The 15,945-nt window shown below is 69.5% G+C and carries 22 protein-coding genes; all 22 read right to left on the bottom strand.

All coding sequences use genetic code 11. The features are described from left to right. Positions 1 to 369: hypothetical protein (locus ACZ6S0_RS49180; RefSeq protein ID WP_465927384.1), on the bottom strand; the 369-nt coding region annotated here is incomplete at its 3' end. Next, positions 366 to 1,562 (bottom strand): hypothetical protein, encoded by a 1,197-nt coding sequence (locus tag ACZ6S0_RS49175; RefSeq protein WP_465927382.1) that lies wholly within the window; start codon positions 1,560 to 1,562, stop codon positions 366 to 368. The genes ACZ6S0_RS49175 and ACZ6S0_RS49180, both read right to left, overlap by 4 nt. A 17-nt stretch (positions 1,563 to 1,579) precedes the next feature. After that, positions 1,580 to 1,879 carry a hypothetical protein gene (locus ACZ6S0_RS49170; protein ID WP_465927380.1) on the bottom strand — a complete coding sequence of 100 codons (300 nt, stop codon included), beginning with the start codon at positions 1,877 to 1,879 and terminating at the stop codon, positions 1,580 to 1,582. Positions 1,880 to 1,882: 3 nt separating this feature from the next. Next, positions 1,883 to 2,281 carry a phage tail fiber protein gene (locus tag ACZ6S0_RS49165; RefSeq protein WP_465927378.1) on the bottom strand — a complete coding sequence of 133 codons (399 nt, stop codon included), beginning with the start codon at positions 2,279 to 2,281 and terminating at the stop codon, positions 1,883 to 1,885. A gap of 26 nt (positions 2,282 to 2,307) precedes the next feature. Further along, on the bottom strand, positions 2,308 to 2,712 hold the full coding sequence (locus tag ACZ6S0_RS49160; RefSeq protein WP_465927376.1) for a hypothetical protein: 405 nt from the start codon (positions 2,710 to 2,712) through the stop codon (positions 2,308 to 2,310). Further along, positions 2,702 to 2,986 (bottom strand): hypothetical protein, encoded by a 285-nt coding sequence (locus ACZ6S0_RS49155; protein WP_465927374.1) that lies wholly within the window; start codon positions 2,984 to 2,986, stop codon positions 2,702 to 2,704. The genes ACZ6S0_RS49160 and ACZ6S0_RS49155 overlap by 11 nt, the downstream gene beginning before the upstream one ends. A 58-nt stretch (positions 2,987 to 3,044) precedes the next feature. Then, the gene (locus ACZ6S0_RS49150; protein ID WP_465927388.1) at positions 3,045 to 4,532 is read right to left on the bottom strand and encodes a phage major capsid protein; all 1,488 of its coding nucleotides are present in this window, start codon (positions 4,530 to 4,532) and stop codon (positions 3,045 to 3,047) included. Next, positions 4,532 to 5,509 (bottom strand): HK97 family phage prohead protease, encoded by a 978-nt coding sequence (locus ACZ6S0_RS49145; RefSeq protein ID WP_465927371.1) that lies wholly within the window; start codon positions 5,507 to 5,509, stop codon positions 4,532 to 4,534. Before ACZ6S0_RS49145 ends, ACZ6S0_RS49150 begins: the two co-directional genes overlap by 1 nt. Positions 5,510 to 5,522: 13 nt before the next feature. Next, a complete protein-coding gene (locus ACZ6S0_RS49140; protein WP_465927369.1) occupies positions 5,523 to 6,911 on the bottom strand; it encodes a phage portal protein in 1,389 nt (462 codons plus the stop codon). Next, positions 6,911 to 7,132, bottom strand: a complete 222-nt coding sequence (locus ACZ6S0_RS49135) for a hypothetical protein (RefSeq protein WP_465927367.1) — start codon at positions 7,130 to 7,132, stop codon at positions 6,911 to 6,913. Before ACZ6S0_RS49135 ends, ACZ6S0_RS49140 begins: the two co-directional genes overlap by 1 nt. Before the next feature lie 10 nt (positions 7,133 to 7,142). Next, entirely contained in the window at positions 7,143 to 8,432 is a 1,290-nt protein-coding gene (locus ACZ6S0_RS49130) for a terminase large subunit domain-containing protein (protein ID WP_465927366.1), read from the bottom strand. 106 nt (positions 8,433 to 8,538) lie between these two features. Continuing rightward, positions 8,539 to 8,817: a hypothetical protein gene (locus tag ACZ6S0_RS49125; RefSeq protein WP_465927364.1), complete on the bottom strand. Its 279-nt coding sequence runs from the start codon at positions 8,815 to 8,817 to the stop codon at positions 8,539 to 8,541. Between the two features lie 455 nt (positions 8,818 to 9,272). After that, positions 9,273 to 9,476 carry an AAA family ATPase gene (locus ACZ6S0_RS49120; protein ID WP_465927362.1) on the bottom strand — a complete coding sequence of 68 codons (204 nt, stop codon included), beginning with the start codon at positions 9,474 to 9,476 and terminating at the stop codon, positions 9,273 to 9,275. A gap of 78 nt (positions 9,477 to 9,554) precedes the next feature. Then, a complete protein-coding gene (locus tag ACZ6S0_RS49115; protein ID WP_465927360.1) occupies positions 9,555 to 9,845 on the bottom strand; it encodes a hypothetical protein in 291 nt (96 codons plus the stop codon). A gap of 132 nt (positions 9,846 to 9,977) precedes the next feature. After that, on the bottom strand, positions 9,978 to 10,706 hold the full coding sequence (locus ACZ6S0_RS49110) for a hypothetical protein (RefSeq protein WP_465927358.1): 729 nt from the start codon (positions 10,704 to 10,706) through the stop codon (positions 9,978 to 9,980). Positions 10,707 to 10,822: 116 nt separating this feature from the next. After that, positions 10,823 to 11,254, bottom strand: coding sequence for a hypothetical protein (locus ACZ6S0_RS49105; RefSeq protein ID WP_465927356.1), 432 nt, complete (start codon positions 11,252 to 11,254; stop codon positions 10,823 to 10,825). Further along, positions 11,251 to 11,661 (bottom strand): hypothetical protein, encoded by a 411-nt coding sequence (locus ACZ6S0_RS49100; RefSeq protein ID WP_465927354.1) that lies wholly within the window; start codon positions 11,659 to 11,661, stop codon positions 11,251 to 11,253. The genes ACZ6S0_RS49105 and ACZ6S0_RS49100 overlap by 4 nt, the downstream gene beginning before the upstream one ends. Positions 11,662 to 11,748: 87 nt before the next feature. Further along, positions 11,749 to 11,919, bottom strand: coding sequence for a hypothetical protein (locus tag ACZ6S0_RS49095; RefSeq protein ID WP_465927352.1), 171 nt, complete (start codon positions 11,917 to 11,919; stop codon positions 11,749 to 11,751). Between the two features lie 9 nt (positions 11,920 to 11,928). Beyond that, positions 11,929 to 12,282, bottom strand: a complete 354-nt coding sequence (locus ACZ6S0_RS49090; RefSeq protein WP_465927350.1) for a hypothetical protein — start codon at positions 12,280 to 12,282, stop codon at positions 11,929 to 11,931. Next, positions 12,275 to 12,481 (bottom strand): hypothetical protein, encoded by a 207-nt coding sequence (locus ACZ6S0_RS49085; protein WP_465927347.1) that lies wholly within the window; start codon positions 12,479 to 12,481, stop codon positions 12,275 to 12,277. Before ACZ6S0_RS49085 ends, ACZ6S0_RS49090 begins: the two co-directional genes overlap by 8 nt. 343 nt (positions 12,482 to 12,824) lie before the next feature. Continuing rightward, on the bottom strand, positions 12,825 to 15,458 hold the full coding sequence (locus tag ACZ6S0_RS49080) for a phage/plasmid primase, P4 family (RefSeq protein ID WP_465927345.1): 2,634 nt from the start codon (positions 15,456 to 15,458) through the stop codon (positions 12,825 to 12,827). Beyond that, positions 15,455 to 15,877: a hypothetical protein gene (locus ACZ6S0_RS49075; RefSeq protein ID WP_465927343.1), complete on the bottom strand. Its 423-nt coding sequence runs from the start codon at positions 15,875 to 15,877 to the stop codon at positions 15,455 to 15,457. The genes ACZ6S0_RS49080 and ACZ6S0_RS49075 overlap by 4 nt, the downstream gene beginning before the upstream one ends. Positions 15,878 to 15,945 lie beyond the last annotated feature (68 nt).

Below are 15,945 nucleotides of genomic sequence, written 5' to 3'. Positions count from 1 at the left end.
CTGGCACGCCGCCGCAATGAACCCGCGCAGCTTCTCGTCGTCGCCCGTGCTGGTCTTCTTCAGATGGCTGCGCGCGTCGGCCAGGCTGATGAACGGCTCACCCTCGGCGGGCTCGACGTCGAACACGTCGGTGTACGCCGCGGCGTTGGCGCCGGTCGCGACCCACCGCACCCGGTGCACGCCCGCCTGCACCGTCGGATAGTCGTAGTCGTAGACCCCCGTCGAGGTCGAAGGCACCGCCCCTTGGACGACCGTGCTGCCGTCCGGCAGCGTGATCGTCAGCGCCACGTTGCCCGCGTTGGCAGGCTGCCCGCCCGCGTCCGTGATCGTGATGGACAGCGGCACCACATCGGCCAGGTCCCAGCTCATGCGCCCTCCATCTCCGCCGCGCGCCGCGCCTGCGTCGCCATCGAGGTACCGGCCCGGTCCCGGTTGACAGCCATCGACCCGGGCCGGGCTCGGGCCGTCATGAGTCCCACGCTGACGAGATCGCGGCTCGCGGCCGACAAGCTCCCTGCGGCGGCGAGGTGTGCGGCACCCAGCACGCGCACGGAGGCGGCGACACGCAGATCCGAACCGCCCTGCAGGCCGGCCGCAGCGATGCGGCGCACCAGCGCGGCGGCGGCCAGCGTTCCAGTGGCCGCCAGGAGGACCTGGCCGCGTAACGCGCCAGAGGTGACCGTCAGGTTGCCCACGGCCGACAGGGCGGAGCGTGCGTGAACCCGAGTCCTGGCCACGGCCGTCAGCACCGCCGTGCCCGAGCCGGACACCGCGGCCAGGACCCGCACCCGGGCCGCCGCGGTCTGCGCGCCCGTGGCCGAGAAGAGCGCGGCAGCTCGGACCCTCACGCGGGCCTGTGTCGTAGCCGTGCCGGTCGCGGACAGTGCCGCCGCCCCGGTGACGACCGCCGGGCCTTCGCCCAAGCTCCGGATGACGATAGAGCACGCGGCGTAGGCACGGGCCGCGCTGATGGTCGCGGTACGCGTGCCGGTCGGCCCCGACGAGGTCAGGGACTGCCGGGCTGAGCCGAGCGTGGAGAACGGGCCGATCCCGTCCTCAACCTCCAGCAGGCCGGTCATCCCGGCCGCGTCCGTGAAGTTGACCGACGAGTGCGGTGCGCCGGTCTGCCAGGCGCACAGCAGCAGGCCATCCGTACTCTCTGGCGACGTGCCCGGCGCCACCGGGGAGGCTGTGGCCACCGCCGAGCCGACCCCCGCCGCGTCGTCGACCTGGAGGCTGTCCCCGGCGATCACGTAGGTGATCGCGTAGACCTCTTCCGACCCGATCGGGGAGACCGTGACGGTCTGCGCTCCACCGACGGCGACCGCCCTCGTGTAGACCTTCAGGTGGGCATTGTTGACACCAGCGTCCCCGCTTGCCTGCTCTCCCCACGTTCCGGCCGTGCCGGTCGGCGGGCCGGGCCAGTTCGCGATGTCGAAGTAGTTCGACCCGTAGAAGGTGACGAGGACATCCCCGGCCTGAGTGCCTGCGCCGGTCACCACCGTGGCCGGGCCGCCGCTCTCAGCGGCGGACAGGACCTCGCGGACCGTGGGAGTAGCCACCAGACCCCCTCAGCCGGTCAGTAGATCCCGATCCCGATCAGGCGTCGGGCGAAGGTCCGGTAGTCGTGCGGCAGCGTCGCCGCCGGTGCGGAGCCCTTCCAGATGGACACGAGGTCGGCGAGATCGCCATACGCAGATTTCAGCGTCGCCGCGTCTTCGGCGGTGAAGCCGTAGACGGTCTCCAGGTCCTGGGCACTGACGGTGTCGAGCCACTCCTTGAACTCGGTGACGTTCTGGAGCGCGCCGAACACCTGCGCGGCGATGGCGCCCGCCTGCGTGTTGATCCGGTCCTGCGTAATCTGAATGCCTGCGGTCACCGATCATCCAATCGAGAGGTCGAGGTCACCAGCGGGGATCTCGAACGTGTCGCCCAGGTTGACGGTCTTGGACGCCGTCAGAGGGCCGTACCAGAGCCTCACGGGCGAGCCGGCGCTGTCCCAGATCTCCACGCCCACCACCGTGACGGCGGGCATGTTCGCGAACGACAGCGTCGAGCTGTTCGACGTCGCGCCGCCCGAGGCCGCGGCCAGGGTGACGTTCTGCGACGCGTACGTCGAGCCGCCGGCGTTGGTCACCTCGGTCCCGGCCGCCGAGTCGCTGCCGTTGGCCGTCATCAAGCGGACCTTCAGCGGGGTCGTCGGCCGGGTCGGGGCGGACACGGCCGGGTTGAGCCAGTCAAGCAGCAGGTTCTCGGCGGTGTCGGTCAGATTGTCGGCCATCTACGCCACCTCCTGCACGGCGCTGGTCATGGACGCTTCACCGGCTGGACGCCGAGGATCACCACGGCGTCGACGAATCCGCCGGTCGTAGCGGCGGATGTCGTCAGTACCGCGCGCAGGTAGCGCTTCGGCCCGACGTAGCCGATCTCGTAGACCTTGTTGTCATCGGCACTGCCGATCGCCGGGGGCGAGCCCTGCAGGTCCGTCGCCGCGGCCGTGGCCCACGCCGAGCCGTTGTCGGAGTCCTCAATGGTGATCGTGTGGGTTCCGTCGGTGATCGCGCCGCTGTGCACGACGACCGTGGCCGTCCGATAGAACACGTCGTTGACGAACCGGTCCACGGTGATGCCGTTGACCGTGGCGTTGGCGCGCAGCGCCGCGGGCGCGAGCGTCTGCGCGACCCTGACATGGTTGTAGGTGCTACGCCGCATCGGTGGCCCCCTTGCCGCCCGTCTTCCTGGTGGCCGCCGGGGCTGTCCGCACGGTCCGCTTCTCGCCGGGCGTCGCGGTCGCCTGCTCGACGCCGGCCCGGCGCGCGGCGTACTCCTCGAAGGGCTCGAACAGGTCCTCGCGCTTGAACAGGTCGTGGCGCCCGTCGAACATCGGGTCGTCGTCGAGGACCACCTGGTCCGCGGTGACGACGCTGCTGGTGCCGTCCGGCCGCTCGAAGGCGACCGCCTGCTTGCACCGGTAGAGCTTGCTCACGGTGTACTCCTTCACCCGGGCGGCGACGCCCAGCGTGGGCGCCGCCGCGGACAGTGGGTCAGCCGGTCTTGAGCATCCGGAACGCGCCGTCGTTCACGCTGTCGGCGCCGGTCCGGTAGCTCGCGAACCATCCGCGCTGGCCCGACGGGCGGTTGTTGCTGGTGTGGAAGAGGTGCGGGATGAACTCGACGGTCATCCCGACCCGGTCGGCGATCACGTAGTTGCGGAAGTCGCCGAACACCAGGATCTTGTTGCCGGAGGTCAGGGCGCCCGCCATGTCCTCGGCCTCCAGCGCGCGGCGGCCCATCAGGACCTCCGGCGTGCCGTTGCCGAGCGTGGTCCACAGTCCGGCGCCGCCGGCCGTGTCGAACTGCCGGATCTTGTTGTAGATCAGCGTGTTCGCCAGCCAGGAGGCCATCCGGCGGTAGCGGGAGCCGAGCGCGCCGTGCAGGTTGTAGAAGTCGCTCAGGACGAACGACGCGGTGCCCGCGGCGGTCGTGTCCGAGCTGGTGCCGGTCAGCGCCGTGACGACGCCGGTCGGCTGGCCGACGCCGGAGCCGGTGACGAACGCCGCGGCCTCCAGATCGGTGCGCCCCTCGGCTAGCAGCTCGGCCACCGTGGCGGTGACGTTGGCCTCGTCCTGCATGGCCTCCATCGAGATCGGCACGAACCCGCGGGCCGTGTAGATCGGGATGCTGGGCTGGGCGAACGTCGTCGCGTCGTCGGAGACCTCGGAGCCCTCCGCGTCCCACGACCAGGACACCGCGCCCGAGCTGACGCCGTTCCAGGTGTCGCCGGTCGCGACGACCTGCCGGGCCACCTGGCGGATCTCCGAGACCGAGATGTCGCCCGTGATGATCACGGTTGGGTCGAGCTGGAACGGCACCAGGTATCCGCCCGCCGAGTCGGTGAGCGACATGGCGCGGAACGCTTCGGCCTGCTGCCAGGCCAGCCGCTCCTCCGGAGTGAACTCGGCGCCCTGCGGGTCGCGCGCCTTCTTGCACCAGGCCCTCATGTAGGCGGGGCTGGAGGTGTGCAGGACCAGCTTGGCGATGTAGCTGTTGCGGTCGTCCCACCGCTCCAGGATCTTCGTGCCGGCTTCGCGGATCTGGTCGTTGGCGCCGGGCATCTTCTCGATGGCGCACAGGGCGCGGGCGCGCAGCTCCTGGCCGACCTCGTCGGGGTCGCGGCCGTAGGTGCGGACCTCGCCCATGTCCCACGGGTTGCGGAAGCGGCGGTCCTCGACGGAGTCCGGGTTGAGGATCGGGTCGAGGTCGTAGCCGTCGCCCTTGGCGTACGGGGTGCCCCGCTCGACCTTCAGCGCCGCCGGGCCGCGCTCGCGCACCTGAGCGGCAGAGCGGACCCGCTTCAGGGCGCTCTTGCGCTCCAACTGGCGGCGGTGGGTGTCGAGCTCGCCGAATTCGCGGGTGAGCGCGTCGAACGACGTCTCATCCTCGGCGGTCAGGTCCTTCTTGTTTTCGAGGCGCTCAAGCTCCGCCTCGATCTCCTGCAGTCGGCTCACCGTCTGCGGGTGGGTCAGTTCCATCACGTTCCCTCGATGTCTGCCAGCCGCTCCGTCATCAGCGCTCTGATCTCGCGGATCTGGCTGCGGAGCCGGTCTGAACCCGGATTGGACGACGGGTGCCCATCGGAGGGCGGCGCGTCGGGAGTCTGCGACGAGTGCCCGGCGGGCGGCTCGTCGCGGACATGAGTGAGCCCCGCTCTCTGGCGGGGCTCAGGTGCGGACGGGTGCCCGGGATCGGGCGGCGCGTCCGAAGTTTTCGGGTCGCCGAACAGCAGCGCACGGGCCACCTCGCGGCGCGTCTGCGGGTCGGAGAGGTCCGGCTCGTCTGCCCGGTCGGAGACGTAGTCGCGGCCGTGGCCGGTGGCGAGCATGCGGCGGACCTCGCGCCGGAACTCCTCGTCGCGGGTGATGAAGTCGGCGGCCCGGGAGGCTCGCACGCTCACGCTGGTGCCCTCGTAGGCCGGGAAGACGACCGGGCCGAGTTCGGCGCACTTCAGCTCGATCAGCTCCCGCGACAGCGGGCCGCGGTCGCCCGGATCCCACAGCAGACGCGCGAGTTCTTCGGGCTTGACGAGCTTGCCGGCGGCGTCCCGCCATTCCTCGCGGACGACGGTGAACCGGAACGACATGCCGTCCACGGACTCATCCCGGATGGCGTCGCGCACGGGCTCTACCAGCCAGTTGTCACTCAGCCGGGCCGAGACGTACAGGCCCTGCTCGTCCTCGCGCAGTTCCTGGATACGGCCGATCGGAATGCTTCCGACGAGCGGGTGGCGGCCGTGGTCGAACTGCAGGACCGGCGTACGCTCGCGGATGCTTTTACGGAAGGCGCCCTTGCGGATCACCTCGTCGAAGGTGCCCTCCCACGAGTCGATCCGGGTCGCCTGCCCGAACACGGCCGCGTACCCGGTCAAGGTCAGGCCGTCGCCGGCGTCCTCGTCGGCGCGCACGAGCTGGAACGGCACCGACCGGACCAGGCCCTCACGAACAGCGCTCACGATTGCCTCCTGGTCACTGGTCGTCCTCCTGTGCCGGCTCCCCGGCCGGTTCCTGGCCGGCGCCGCCGCCGGACGGGTCGAACTGGGTACCGGGCGGCTGGAGCTGCACCGACAGCAGGCCGGTGTGCTCCAGCAAGTTTTCGTCCTCCGCCGCAACGGCGGCCTTCGCCGAGTCGGAGGTGTAGCCCTCGCGGACCAGCCGGGTGATGGAGTCGACGCGGACCCTGAAGATCTCGGCGGCGTCCCGGGCGTCCTCGCGCAGGAACGGCACGTCGCGGGCGTCGTACCACAGCCTCGACCCGGGCGGCGCAGGGATGATCGCCTGGAGGCTGCCCGCAGCGCCGGTCCACAGCGGGTGCATGGTGCCGTCGCTGAAGCGGCGGCGAGCCTGCCCGTAGTTGCCCTGATTGAGGCTGCTGCCTTGCAACCCTTCGCTGAAGCCCACGAGCGTCACCGGGACACCCGCCGCGGCGGCCAGCCTGGTCTCACCCCGGCCCTGTGTCGAGGTGAACGACATCTGCTCGAAGTTCGACCCGACCACCGTGGCGTCAGCGCCGCCGCCCAGCATGAGCGTCTTGTAGGCGTTCTCGACGCCGCGGTGCTCCAGGTTCAGCGACTCCTTGAACCGCAGGAACTCCTCGAACTTCACCGCCGCATCCACCGAGATCACCATGTTCGGGGTGGCGCCGTTCTCGAAGAACTTGCGCTGGTGGGTCTGCATCAGCTTGTCGGCGGACAACTCCCGCAGCACCGGCGTCAGCCAGGACATGCCCCGATACGTGGCGAGCGGGTCCGGGTACGGCGCGAAGTGCGCCACCTCGTCCGGCATCAGCGGGATCGCGCCCTCGCCGACGCCGCCGTACTCCTGATACAGGTAACCGACCCTGCGGTAGCCGAGCACGCCGCCGCGGAACAGCCTCGGCTCCAGCACGATCGACACCCAGTCCGGCCGGAGCCGGACCAGTTCGCCGTCGATCGCCGCGACGTAGGCGTTGCCGGACAAGTCGACGTCCAGCAGCATGCCCGCGAGCAGGTCCTGCGTCGTCCCGCCGACGTACGGCGTCTCCAGTAGCGACAGCTCGCTCGTGCCCCACAGTTCGCCCGGCTGGCCGCCGCGCAGCCGCTGCCACTGGAACCGGATCGCCGAGAACACCAGCATTCGGACCGCCATCAGCGCGAACACCGGGCCGTTGCCGGCGTAGGCGGCCGTCGCGTAGCCGGGCAGATCGTTCGGGATCTTCTCCGCTTGGCCGCCGGTGAGCGTCTGCTGAATGCCGGTGGCGTAGCTGTTGCCGTTGAACACGAAGGACTGCAGGGCAGCCGCGTAATCGTCGATTGACGTGATGTCACGGGCCGGCGCCAGCCGGGCGTGAGCGGTCGCGATCCGGTCCAAGATTCCCATCAGCGGCGCCTCAGGTCGTTGCGGGCGGGCCCGCGCGCGGGCCCCATCTCCCAGCCGACCTTCACCGTGGCGATCGCCAGCGCGACGACGAACCACACCGCGCGTGCGGTCCAGCCCAGCAGCAGGAACGGCAGCGCGAGCAGCCACAGCAGCGCCTTGACCGGGTCGAGCTTGGCCGCCTCCGCCTGGATCCGGCCCGCCGGAATGTTCAAGGTCACCATCGCGTCCTCCTCACACCCACGCGCCCCACGCTGCGGCGACTTCTTCCTCAATGTGGCCTTTCACAGCGAACCCCCAGGCGGCGTTGGTGACCGCGATCAGCGGGCTGCTCTCCGTGGTGGCCGCGATCGCGTCCCACGCCTTCGCCGTGGCCAGCGGCCGAGTCATCGCACCCGCCACAGCCACATCCAGGGCCGGATGCGGGACGTACCGCAGCGTCGGCTCGCCTTCCTTCGGGTCGACCGCGTCGACGAACTGGCCGTGCGCGGCAGCGACGTCACGCACCGAGGGCTTGGTGATCTCCAGCCCTCGGGCCTCGAGGTCCGCGATGAGCGACCCTGCCGGTGTCCCGGCGTCCACGACCCATGCGCACGGGTTCCAACGATCTCGAAGCTGCTCGGCGCGCTCCGCAACCCACTGCGTACCGAGCCGGTAGTCGACAAGCTCGACATGCAGCAGGCCATCAGCCCGTCGGCCAGCGACGGCGATCGCCGCCCACGAGCGGTCCATCGCCACATGGATCGCGAACGCCACCCGGCCGACCAGCTCGGAATGCTCATCGGCGAGCGGCCGCCACTTCTCCTCCGGGATGACCAGCCATTGGTCTGGCGTCGTATCCGGCCACTGATTCAGATAGGCGCGCCGGTACTCGGCGAGCTTCATCGACTCGAAGTCCGCCCGGATCGCCTGAACGCCGATCGTGTGCCCCAGAGCAGGCATGCACCGCGCCCACGTCGCCGGGTCGGCCGGGTCCGCGTCGTCCGGCGCCGACCACTCGAAGTAGGCCACCGTGTCCATCGCGCCGGCCTTGCACCGCTCCCGGCCCGCGTCGACTTTTTCCCGCAGGTAGACGCTCTTCAACGTCCCGGCCGTCGAGACCACGCCCTGCTGCGGCTGAGGCCGGGTGATCATGGCGGGCTTGAACGCCTGCTCGACCCGGTTGTCTTCCTGGGCGAACGCCTCGTCGATCACACCCTCGTCGAGGGTCTCACCGTGCGCGGCCTTCTCCGTGTTCGACGTGATGCCGTGCCGGGAGCCGTTCTTCCAGCGGATCGCCTCCTGGCCCAGCTGGCGGCGGACCGTGAACAGCTTGCGGTACCGGCTCGCCTCCAGCGTGGCGACGTGCTCGTCTTCCCACTTCAGCCGCGCCGCGCCGCGAGTCTGAGCCGCGTACAGGATCCGCTGGCGCCCGTCGTTGAAGCCGAGCGCCCGGTGCACCATCTTGGCCAGCAGAAAGGTCGTCTTCCCCGACTGGCGCGGCACCGTGATGTTGTACTCGCGGTAGACCAGCCGCCCGGTCACCGGATCGATCTCCAGCACGACATCGGCGACGTACTGCTGCCAGGGCATAAGCGGCGTGCCCAGCCGCGCCGCGATGATGCCGAGCGCCGGCCCGAGCGTCTTGCGGTCAGGATTCCGACGCGTCCCCCACCTGGGTGGACAGCTCAGCGACGAGATCGGATCCGTCATCGTCCCCCGCAGCCTCAGCCAGAGCCTTCAACGTCTCCCGCAGCTCCCGCGCCACGGCGGCTGTCGCCATCCCCGCGTCGTTGTCGAGCTTGCGCGCCAGATTGAACGCGGTCTCAGCGAGCGAACGTGCCATCGCACCCGTGATGTCGAGCGCGTCCACATCGCCGCGCACGGCGGACTCGACGGGACCCGGCTCAACCGCTTCCTCCTCAGCCATGCGATCACCTCCGATCCGGAGTGAGTCCCCCGCAATCGCCGCACAAAAAAAGGGCGACTGGGCGGACGGGTGTTCCGCGGGTCCTTGATCACGTCTGGAGGGTGCCCCCCGGGCCCTCTGACCTGGGAGTCCGCGACCGTCCCGGCTTGACCTGCGGCAACGCCTCACGTTCTCGATCTGCGTCGTGTTGTGCGATGTCGATCGGTGTGGTGCAGGGGCTACCAGGGGCGTGACGCTCTGTGCTGTGTTCGCGTTTCGGTTCGAGGAAGGCTGTACCAGCGCACGCCACGGCGGGCGTGGCGGGCGGCCCGCTCCTGCTTGATGCGTTGCGTGACGACGTCACGACCAGCGTCGATGGTGATCAGCCTGTGCGTTGTGGTCTGTGTGGCGTGCGAGCGCTGCGGCTGGGCTGCATCGAGTGGATCACGTACACGCCAGCGTGTATGTGCAGTGTGTCAGGGCTCGGGTGATGGCTGCTGATCGTGCTCGACAGGCCACGTCACGAAGGATCTTCGTCTGGTCGTAGGGTCGGCACCTGGTGCTGTCAGGGCCATGGCCAGCACGTCGAGGTCGATGACGATGTCGCCGTGGCGGGCGTGCTGCCTGACCCAGGTGGTCTTGCCCGCGGCGGGTGGTCCCGTGATGACGTACAGGCCCATGCTGCCCCTGACCTACCCGGCCCCGGATGCGCTACCCCTGCCCCCTTGTGCGGCGCCCCCTTGTGTGGGCGCCCCTGTTCACCAGGCCCGGGAGGATCGAGGGGCCGGGGGGAGAGCCTTGTTCCCCTTGGACTGGTTGCAGGCCCGCCCACAGGTTGGGCACTTGCCGACCCCGTGGGCCCGGCGCAGATAGCGGAGGTCGCAGGGGTCGAGCCCGAGGGCCACCAGGGTCGCGAGGGGCGGCACGTGATCGGCGTCGTTCGCTCCGCCGGCGTGCCCGCAGATGTGGCAGATGTCGGGTGCCTCGGCCATGAGGCGGGCGCGGGCCCGCCGCCAGGGCCGGCCGCTGCGCCCCCGGCTGCGGGTCATCGCGCCCTCCTCGTAGCGAGGGGACCTGATGCGTACGGCCCCGCTCGGGGGGACGGGGCCGTACGCAAGCTGTGGAAATGCGAAAAGCCCGGCGTTGGCCGGGCTTCTGCTGGACATACGTGTCCGCGCTGATCATGGCATGGCTGTGGATAACTCGTCAAGCGGCAGGTCGCGGGCGCGCCGGGCGAGCCGTTCCCAGTCCCAGATCGGCCAGCACGGCTGGCCACCCCACCACGTGCCCACCTCCTTCTGCGGGGGCTCGCAGATGCCGGTGCACATGATGGCGATCTGCTCGCCGGGCATCTCGACCACCTTCCACGTGTGTGCGCCGCCGGCGGGCGCTTCGGGGGTGACGCCTCTGCACCAGGGGCACACGACACGCACGACCTGGCCGTCGTAGAGCATGCTCAAGCAGCGGGCCACCCGCTCGTACATGCGGTGCACGTACACCGCCGCCCAGCCCTGCCATGCTTCGCCGAGGTCGAGGAGGCGGGCGCGGGCGTAGGTGAGCCAGGGGCGGGCGTCGAGCATGTAGGGGCCGGGTGAGCCGAGCGCGGGGCACCTGGAGGGTTCGGCGAGGGCGGCGGCGAGGTCGTCGGCCTGCACGAGCACGTCGAAGGCGACCTGGAGTATCGAGATGTCGAGGGGGGCGGGCGATTCGCGTACGCCGAGCGGGTTGCGGAAGTAGCGGTCAAGGTGGGCTACGGCGTCCCGTAGTTCCTTGGCCTCGGCGGTGAGGGCGGGCGTCTGCCAAGGGCGGGGGGTGGTGAGAGGCAGCCTGGCTTCGAGGAGGTCAGGCCAATATTCGATGATCCAGTCCAGGGTGTCGATGGTGGCGTGCTGCGTGGTCGTGGTGATCACCGTGTCCCCCTGTGGTTGTGCCAGTTGTGCGGGCGGACCTGGTCAGCACGATCTGCCGACCAGGTCCGTTCATGCAGGTCGTACGGGTTCCCGGCGCCGGGAACCCGTACATCAGGTCAGCCTCGGGCGGCCTGCCACACCGCAGTGGCCAAGCCGTCGTCGAACGAGTCGAGCGCGGTCATGGTGAACACACGGCCGGGCAGGTCCCACTCCAGGAAGCGTTCGCCGTAGTCGCGGATGAACTCGGCGCGCACGTCGGCGCCCACCTCGATGACGAAGCGGCGGCCGTGGCCCTGGGCGTGCATGGAGGCCAGCAGCGACAGGTACTGGCCGGCGTCGAGGTAGTGGGTGGCTTCCTCGGACGGCTGTCCGGGCCTGGTCTGTTCGTAGAGGTCGGCGACCGCGTCCACTTCGGCGGCGGGGGCGCCGGACTCCAGCCAGGTGAGCCCGGCCTGGAAGCCCTGAAGGTACTCGTGGGAGAGTTTGCGGGCGGTGGCGGTGTAGGTGAAGGGTTCGCCGCGGGGCGGGAGCGTGGTGACGGTGGTCATCGCATCTTCGCAGCCGTGTAGCAGCAGGCGGCGAACCCGAGCAGGTACGCCTCGTCGAACGAGATGTGGAAGCAGCGGCTCGGCCAGGCCGGGTAACTGGTGCCCTGCCGCGCGTTGATCGCGGCCATTTCGACGACGCCGTCTTCGACCTGACGCTCGTGAGGGCTGCCGCGGAGGAACTCGAGGAACGTCGGGTAGTGGGTGGCGTCGAGGGCGAGGGAGTCGCAGCCGGTGATGCCGCCGTCGCGGAGGTCGACGTGGATGCGGGCGACCCGGTGCACCTCGTCGCTGGGAGGGGAAGTGGCTAGCCAGATGAGGGCGGCGCGCCACCCGTCGGCCTGCTCCAGCAGCCATCTCGTGCCGAACTCGTCGAGCCGGTAGTGCTGGTCAGGGGTGATCGTGGTCATGCGCTGGTCTCCTTGGTTGTCGTGCGATTCTTGGGGGTGGCCGCCCTCGCTAGGTCCGAGGGCGGCCGTTGTGCTGTCACGGCGTGATCACCGTCGTGCTCCCTTCAGAGCGGTCGGGTTGGCGTCGCAGTAGTCGCACGCCTCCCATCCGTCGTCGTCGGCCTTCTTCAACCGGGCGCAGGCTCGGCAGGGGCCGGCGACGTGGGTGGCGCGTTCGAGGAGCGGCGGCCGTCGAGGCTTCGGCGTGGGGGTGGTCAAGCAGGGCTCCTAGAAGGGGATCTCTTCCGGCACGGGCTGGGTCGGCGAGTCGGCGGGCTTGGGCGGCTTGGCGGGGGTGAAGCCGCGGCCCTTGCACGGGTGGGCGGCGACGACAGGGTGGTGGCGTGCGCCGTTGATGCGGAAGGAGCACCGCCATTCGGCGTAGAGGCGGGGCGGGATGCCTTCGGTGATGAGGTCGTAGGTGTTGCGGCCGGCCAGGAGGGCGAGCATTTCGCCGCGCTGGTCGAGTGGCGCCGGGTCGACGATGGTGAGGATGCCCGCGTTCTGTCCGGCGAGGATGACGGCTCGGCAGCGGGGGCAGGCGCCGGGAGCGAGGGGGCGGTCGATGAGGTGCTCAGTCACGGCGCTGGGCCTTGATACTGGCTCCCGCCGCGTTGGCTCGCTCGCGAATTTGCCCTTCAAGGTCCCTGATGGCGTTGACGGCTGCCTCGTATAGCTCGCTCGAACGAACTGGTTGGTCGAGCCGGAGGCGGCGCTCAGCCTTGGCCAGGGTGGTGCGGAGTCGGTCGAACTCATTACCAAGCTGATAGCGGTCACTCATGGTTCTCCCCAGAGGCGGACAGGTTTGGCGGACAGGTTTAGGCGGGGCCGTTTGGCGGGTTGAGCTGCGGAAACTTGGCATTTGATCTTGATGGGCGGACAGGTTGAGCGGATTTCAGGTATGACGGGGATCACCTGCGTGCGCGTGCGCGCGTGCACGTTTAGAGCTGCACAAGGTGAAAAAACCTGTCCGCCTTGACGGCGTGTCGTGGTGTTTGCGCTGGTCAGAGGGCGGACAGGTTGTGTTTCAACCTGTCCGCCCTCTAGGGCGTTTATGCAGGTCAGAGGGCGGACAGGTTTTTTCAAACCTGTCCGCCAACCTGTCCGCCCTGACGCCGCGGCGATCATTTGAACCACTCGTCAGCGCTCTGCTGATCCTCATCAGGGATCAAGCTGATGTTGGTGTACGTTCTGTCGCGGTTCTTGCCGAGCGGCTTACTCTCCACCCCGTGCTTCTTCAGCTTGAGCGTGAAAGACGTTTTCGCAACGTGATCGCATCGCTCGATGCCGCACCACTTCTCGTAGGCGGCGTACAAGACGCTCACCTTGACCGTGGCGTGCTCGCCCCCGCCGACGTGGCACCGCTCCTCGACGAAGCGATCGACCGTCTCCTGCTCCTTCTGGTACTCGGCGGTGGCGTCGGTGACGGTCTTCGGCTCGGCGAGCCCTTGTTCCGCGTAGGCGGCGGCTCCGCGCGCAATCCAGGCGAGCATCACGGCCCCGTGCTCGCGCGCCAGGATCCCCTGGAGGTCGTCGACGGCTTCTCCCTCGGGCACCTCGCGCTCGAAGCCGATGAGACGCAATCTGCGCCAGAACGACCGGCCGCCGCTGCGGACGGAGGGCTTGTTGTTGCCCATCAGCCACAGGGTGTGGCTCGGGATGAAGGTGAAGTCGTTCTCCCGCATGAAGTGGCCGGTGAGGCTGTCACCCCCGGTCAGTTCTTTGACCTTGGACTCGTCGAACTTGTCGCCCTCGTTCGTCTCCGAGCAGAGCACCATGCGGGCGCCCGCGAGTTTCGCGATCTCCTGGGGGTGAGGGTCGCTGGCCTTCACGGTCAGGAACCCGCGCGGCGCCTTGCCGGAGTAGTCGCCCAGCACGTGGGCGCACGCCTCGAGGAAGACGCCCTTGCCGTTCCCTCCGCTCCCGAAACAGAAGGGCAGGATGTGCGGCCCGACCTCACCTACGGCGCTGTAGCCCACCAGGCGCTGCATGTAGTCGATCAGGGGCTGTTCTTCTCCGAAGGTGTCGGCGAGGAAGGCACCCCATCGCCCGAGGTCGGCGTCGAAGTCGGGGGTGGCCGTCGTCATGCGGGTGTGCAGTTTCGCCGGGTCGGAGGGGAGCAGCTTGCCGGTGCGGAGGTCGATGATGCCGCCGGGCGTGTTGAGTTCCCAGGGGTGCGCGTCGAGCGCCGCGTACGGCACCATGACGCGCTTGTCGGACCGGGCGAGCGTCAGGCAGGCGTTGATGCCGCGGGCGGACAACGACGACGCCTTGTACTTGCGGTCGATGTTCTCGTGCTCGGGGAGCGAGCGGGCGATCTTCTTGGCGTACTCGGCGACGACGCCTCCACCGGATTCACACCACTGCCAGCGGCGGCCATCCCAGGCGAGCCATCGGCTTCGGTCTGGGCAGTAGCGGATCACGTCACCGAAGCGGGCGATCAGCGCGAGGGCGTTGCGGTCTTCGCTGTATCGGTAGGTGGATTCCGCGACGTCCTGGGGCGTCGCTTCTGCCCGAGGCCGGATCGGGTGGACGGTCGCCAGGTTGCCGTCCTCGCCGAGCAGGAACGAGAAGTCGTCGTCCCGTTCCCCTTCCTCATCTTCGTCTCCGTCGTCCTCCCGCTTGGGAGGGTCGGTGAGGAGGCCGGAGAAGTCGTCGCGGGGTCGGTCGCCGCCGTAGCCTTGCAGACGCAGGGCGCGGGCGGCGTTGACGTAGTTGCCGCCGTGCTCGAGCAGCGCGTACGCGGCGAACTTCGAGTAGGGCTTCTCCGTCTCGAAGATGGTCGAGCTGCTGAAGACGTACAGGTTGTCTGCGTCGTTGCGGCCGGTGGTGGCGGACAAGCCCATGCCCTTGCCGGGGCGGGTCCAGCCGCGCGCCTGGCCGAAGGTGCGGGTGTGCCGCCAGCCGTGCGGTTCGAGGATGTCGGCCCAGTCGGCGCGGGCGTTGAAGTCGTCGCCTGGCCGCAGCACGTCGTCATCGCCGCGCGTGTGGGGCTGTGCCCCACGCGTGGGCGGGGCGGGCGTGGGCGGTTCGACGGCGGGCATCGAGTCCAGCAGCGTGGCGACGGCGTGGAGGGCGTCGCGTTCCTCCTCGCTGATGGTGGCGATCGTGTCGGGGCCGCCGGCGATGAGCGTCCACGGCTTGCCGGTGCGGTGGGTGCGCCCGCCGGACGGAGCGACGACGACGAATCCGCCCTTGCCGCGCGTCTCGATCAGCACCTGCGGCACTTGCTCGCCGCGGGTCACCTTGTCGAGCGCGGCCTGGCGGCGCTGCCGCACGGTCTCGTTGGGCTCGGCGGCGATGCCGGCCTGCTGATTGGCTTTCCATGCCGCGAGTTCGTCGGGGGTGGAGGGGCGGCAGGCGAGCCGGGTGTTGCCGCGCGGCTCGCCGTCTACCTGCGCGAGGATGTGCAGCCCGCCGGACGGCGTGGTTTCGCTGTAGCCGCGGGTGATGCGCTCCCACAGGTCGCCGAGCCCGTGGTCGTCGAGCAGCTCGATGTAGGCGGCGAGGATGCCTTCGGTGATGGCGCGGCCCTCGAATTCGAGCAGTTCGAGGTTGCCGGAGATGGCGCCGCAGATGACGCCGAACCCGTCGTACTGGCCGCTGGTGAACCAGCCTTCGACCGTCTGCCGGGAGGGCCTGCTGGTCTGGTACTCCTTCCACATCGCGGCGGGGGCTTTGCTTCCGTCGGTTCGGACCGGGACCGGGCAGAGCCCGGCGTCGTGCACGCCGAGGACGGCGTCGAGCAGGTTGGTCACCTGGCCCGCCCGGACCGGTCGCGGGCCGCGTTCAGGATCTGCATCTGTTCGGTGGACCCTCCGACGTCGGGGTGGAGCACGCGCGTGAGCGCCTTGAACGCCTTCTCACTGAGCGGGGCTGGGAGTGCGGTGAACATCAGGTCGGCCCACGTCTGCACGCCCCGCCCGCTCCGGGGCGGCTCCTGACGTTGCTCCTGGCGCTGCTCCTGCTTGGCCTGCTGCTTGTGCGTGATGACGACCTGATAGCCGGACGTCTCCAGGACGAGCTTGAGGTCGTCGACGTCGTACGCCGGGATGATCCACGCCTTGTCAGCGGGCGACCATTTCCGGTCGGGCATCGACTTGATTAAGTCCTTCGCGTCGAACGGCGCGTGGACCCGGGCCTCGTGACCGTCTACGACGATGCGGACCAGCGGCATCGTGTACCCCCTTTCAACGTGCCCGCCCACGGCTCGCACATGGGCCCCGGCTGCCCGAATGGGCCCGG

Source organism: Nonomuraea sp. NPDC051298, assembly GCF_055586305.1.
This window is presented reverse-complemented; position numbering and strand designations above follow the sequence as displayed.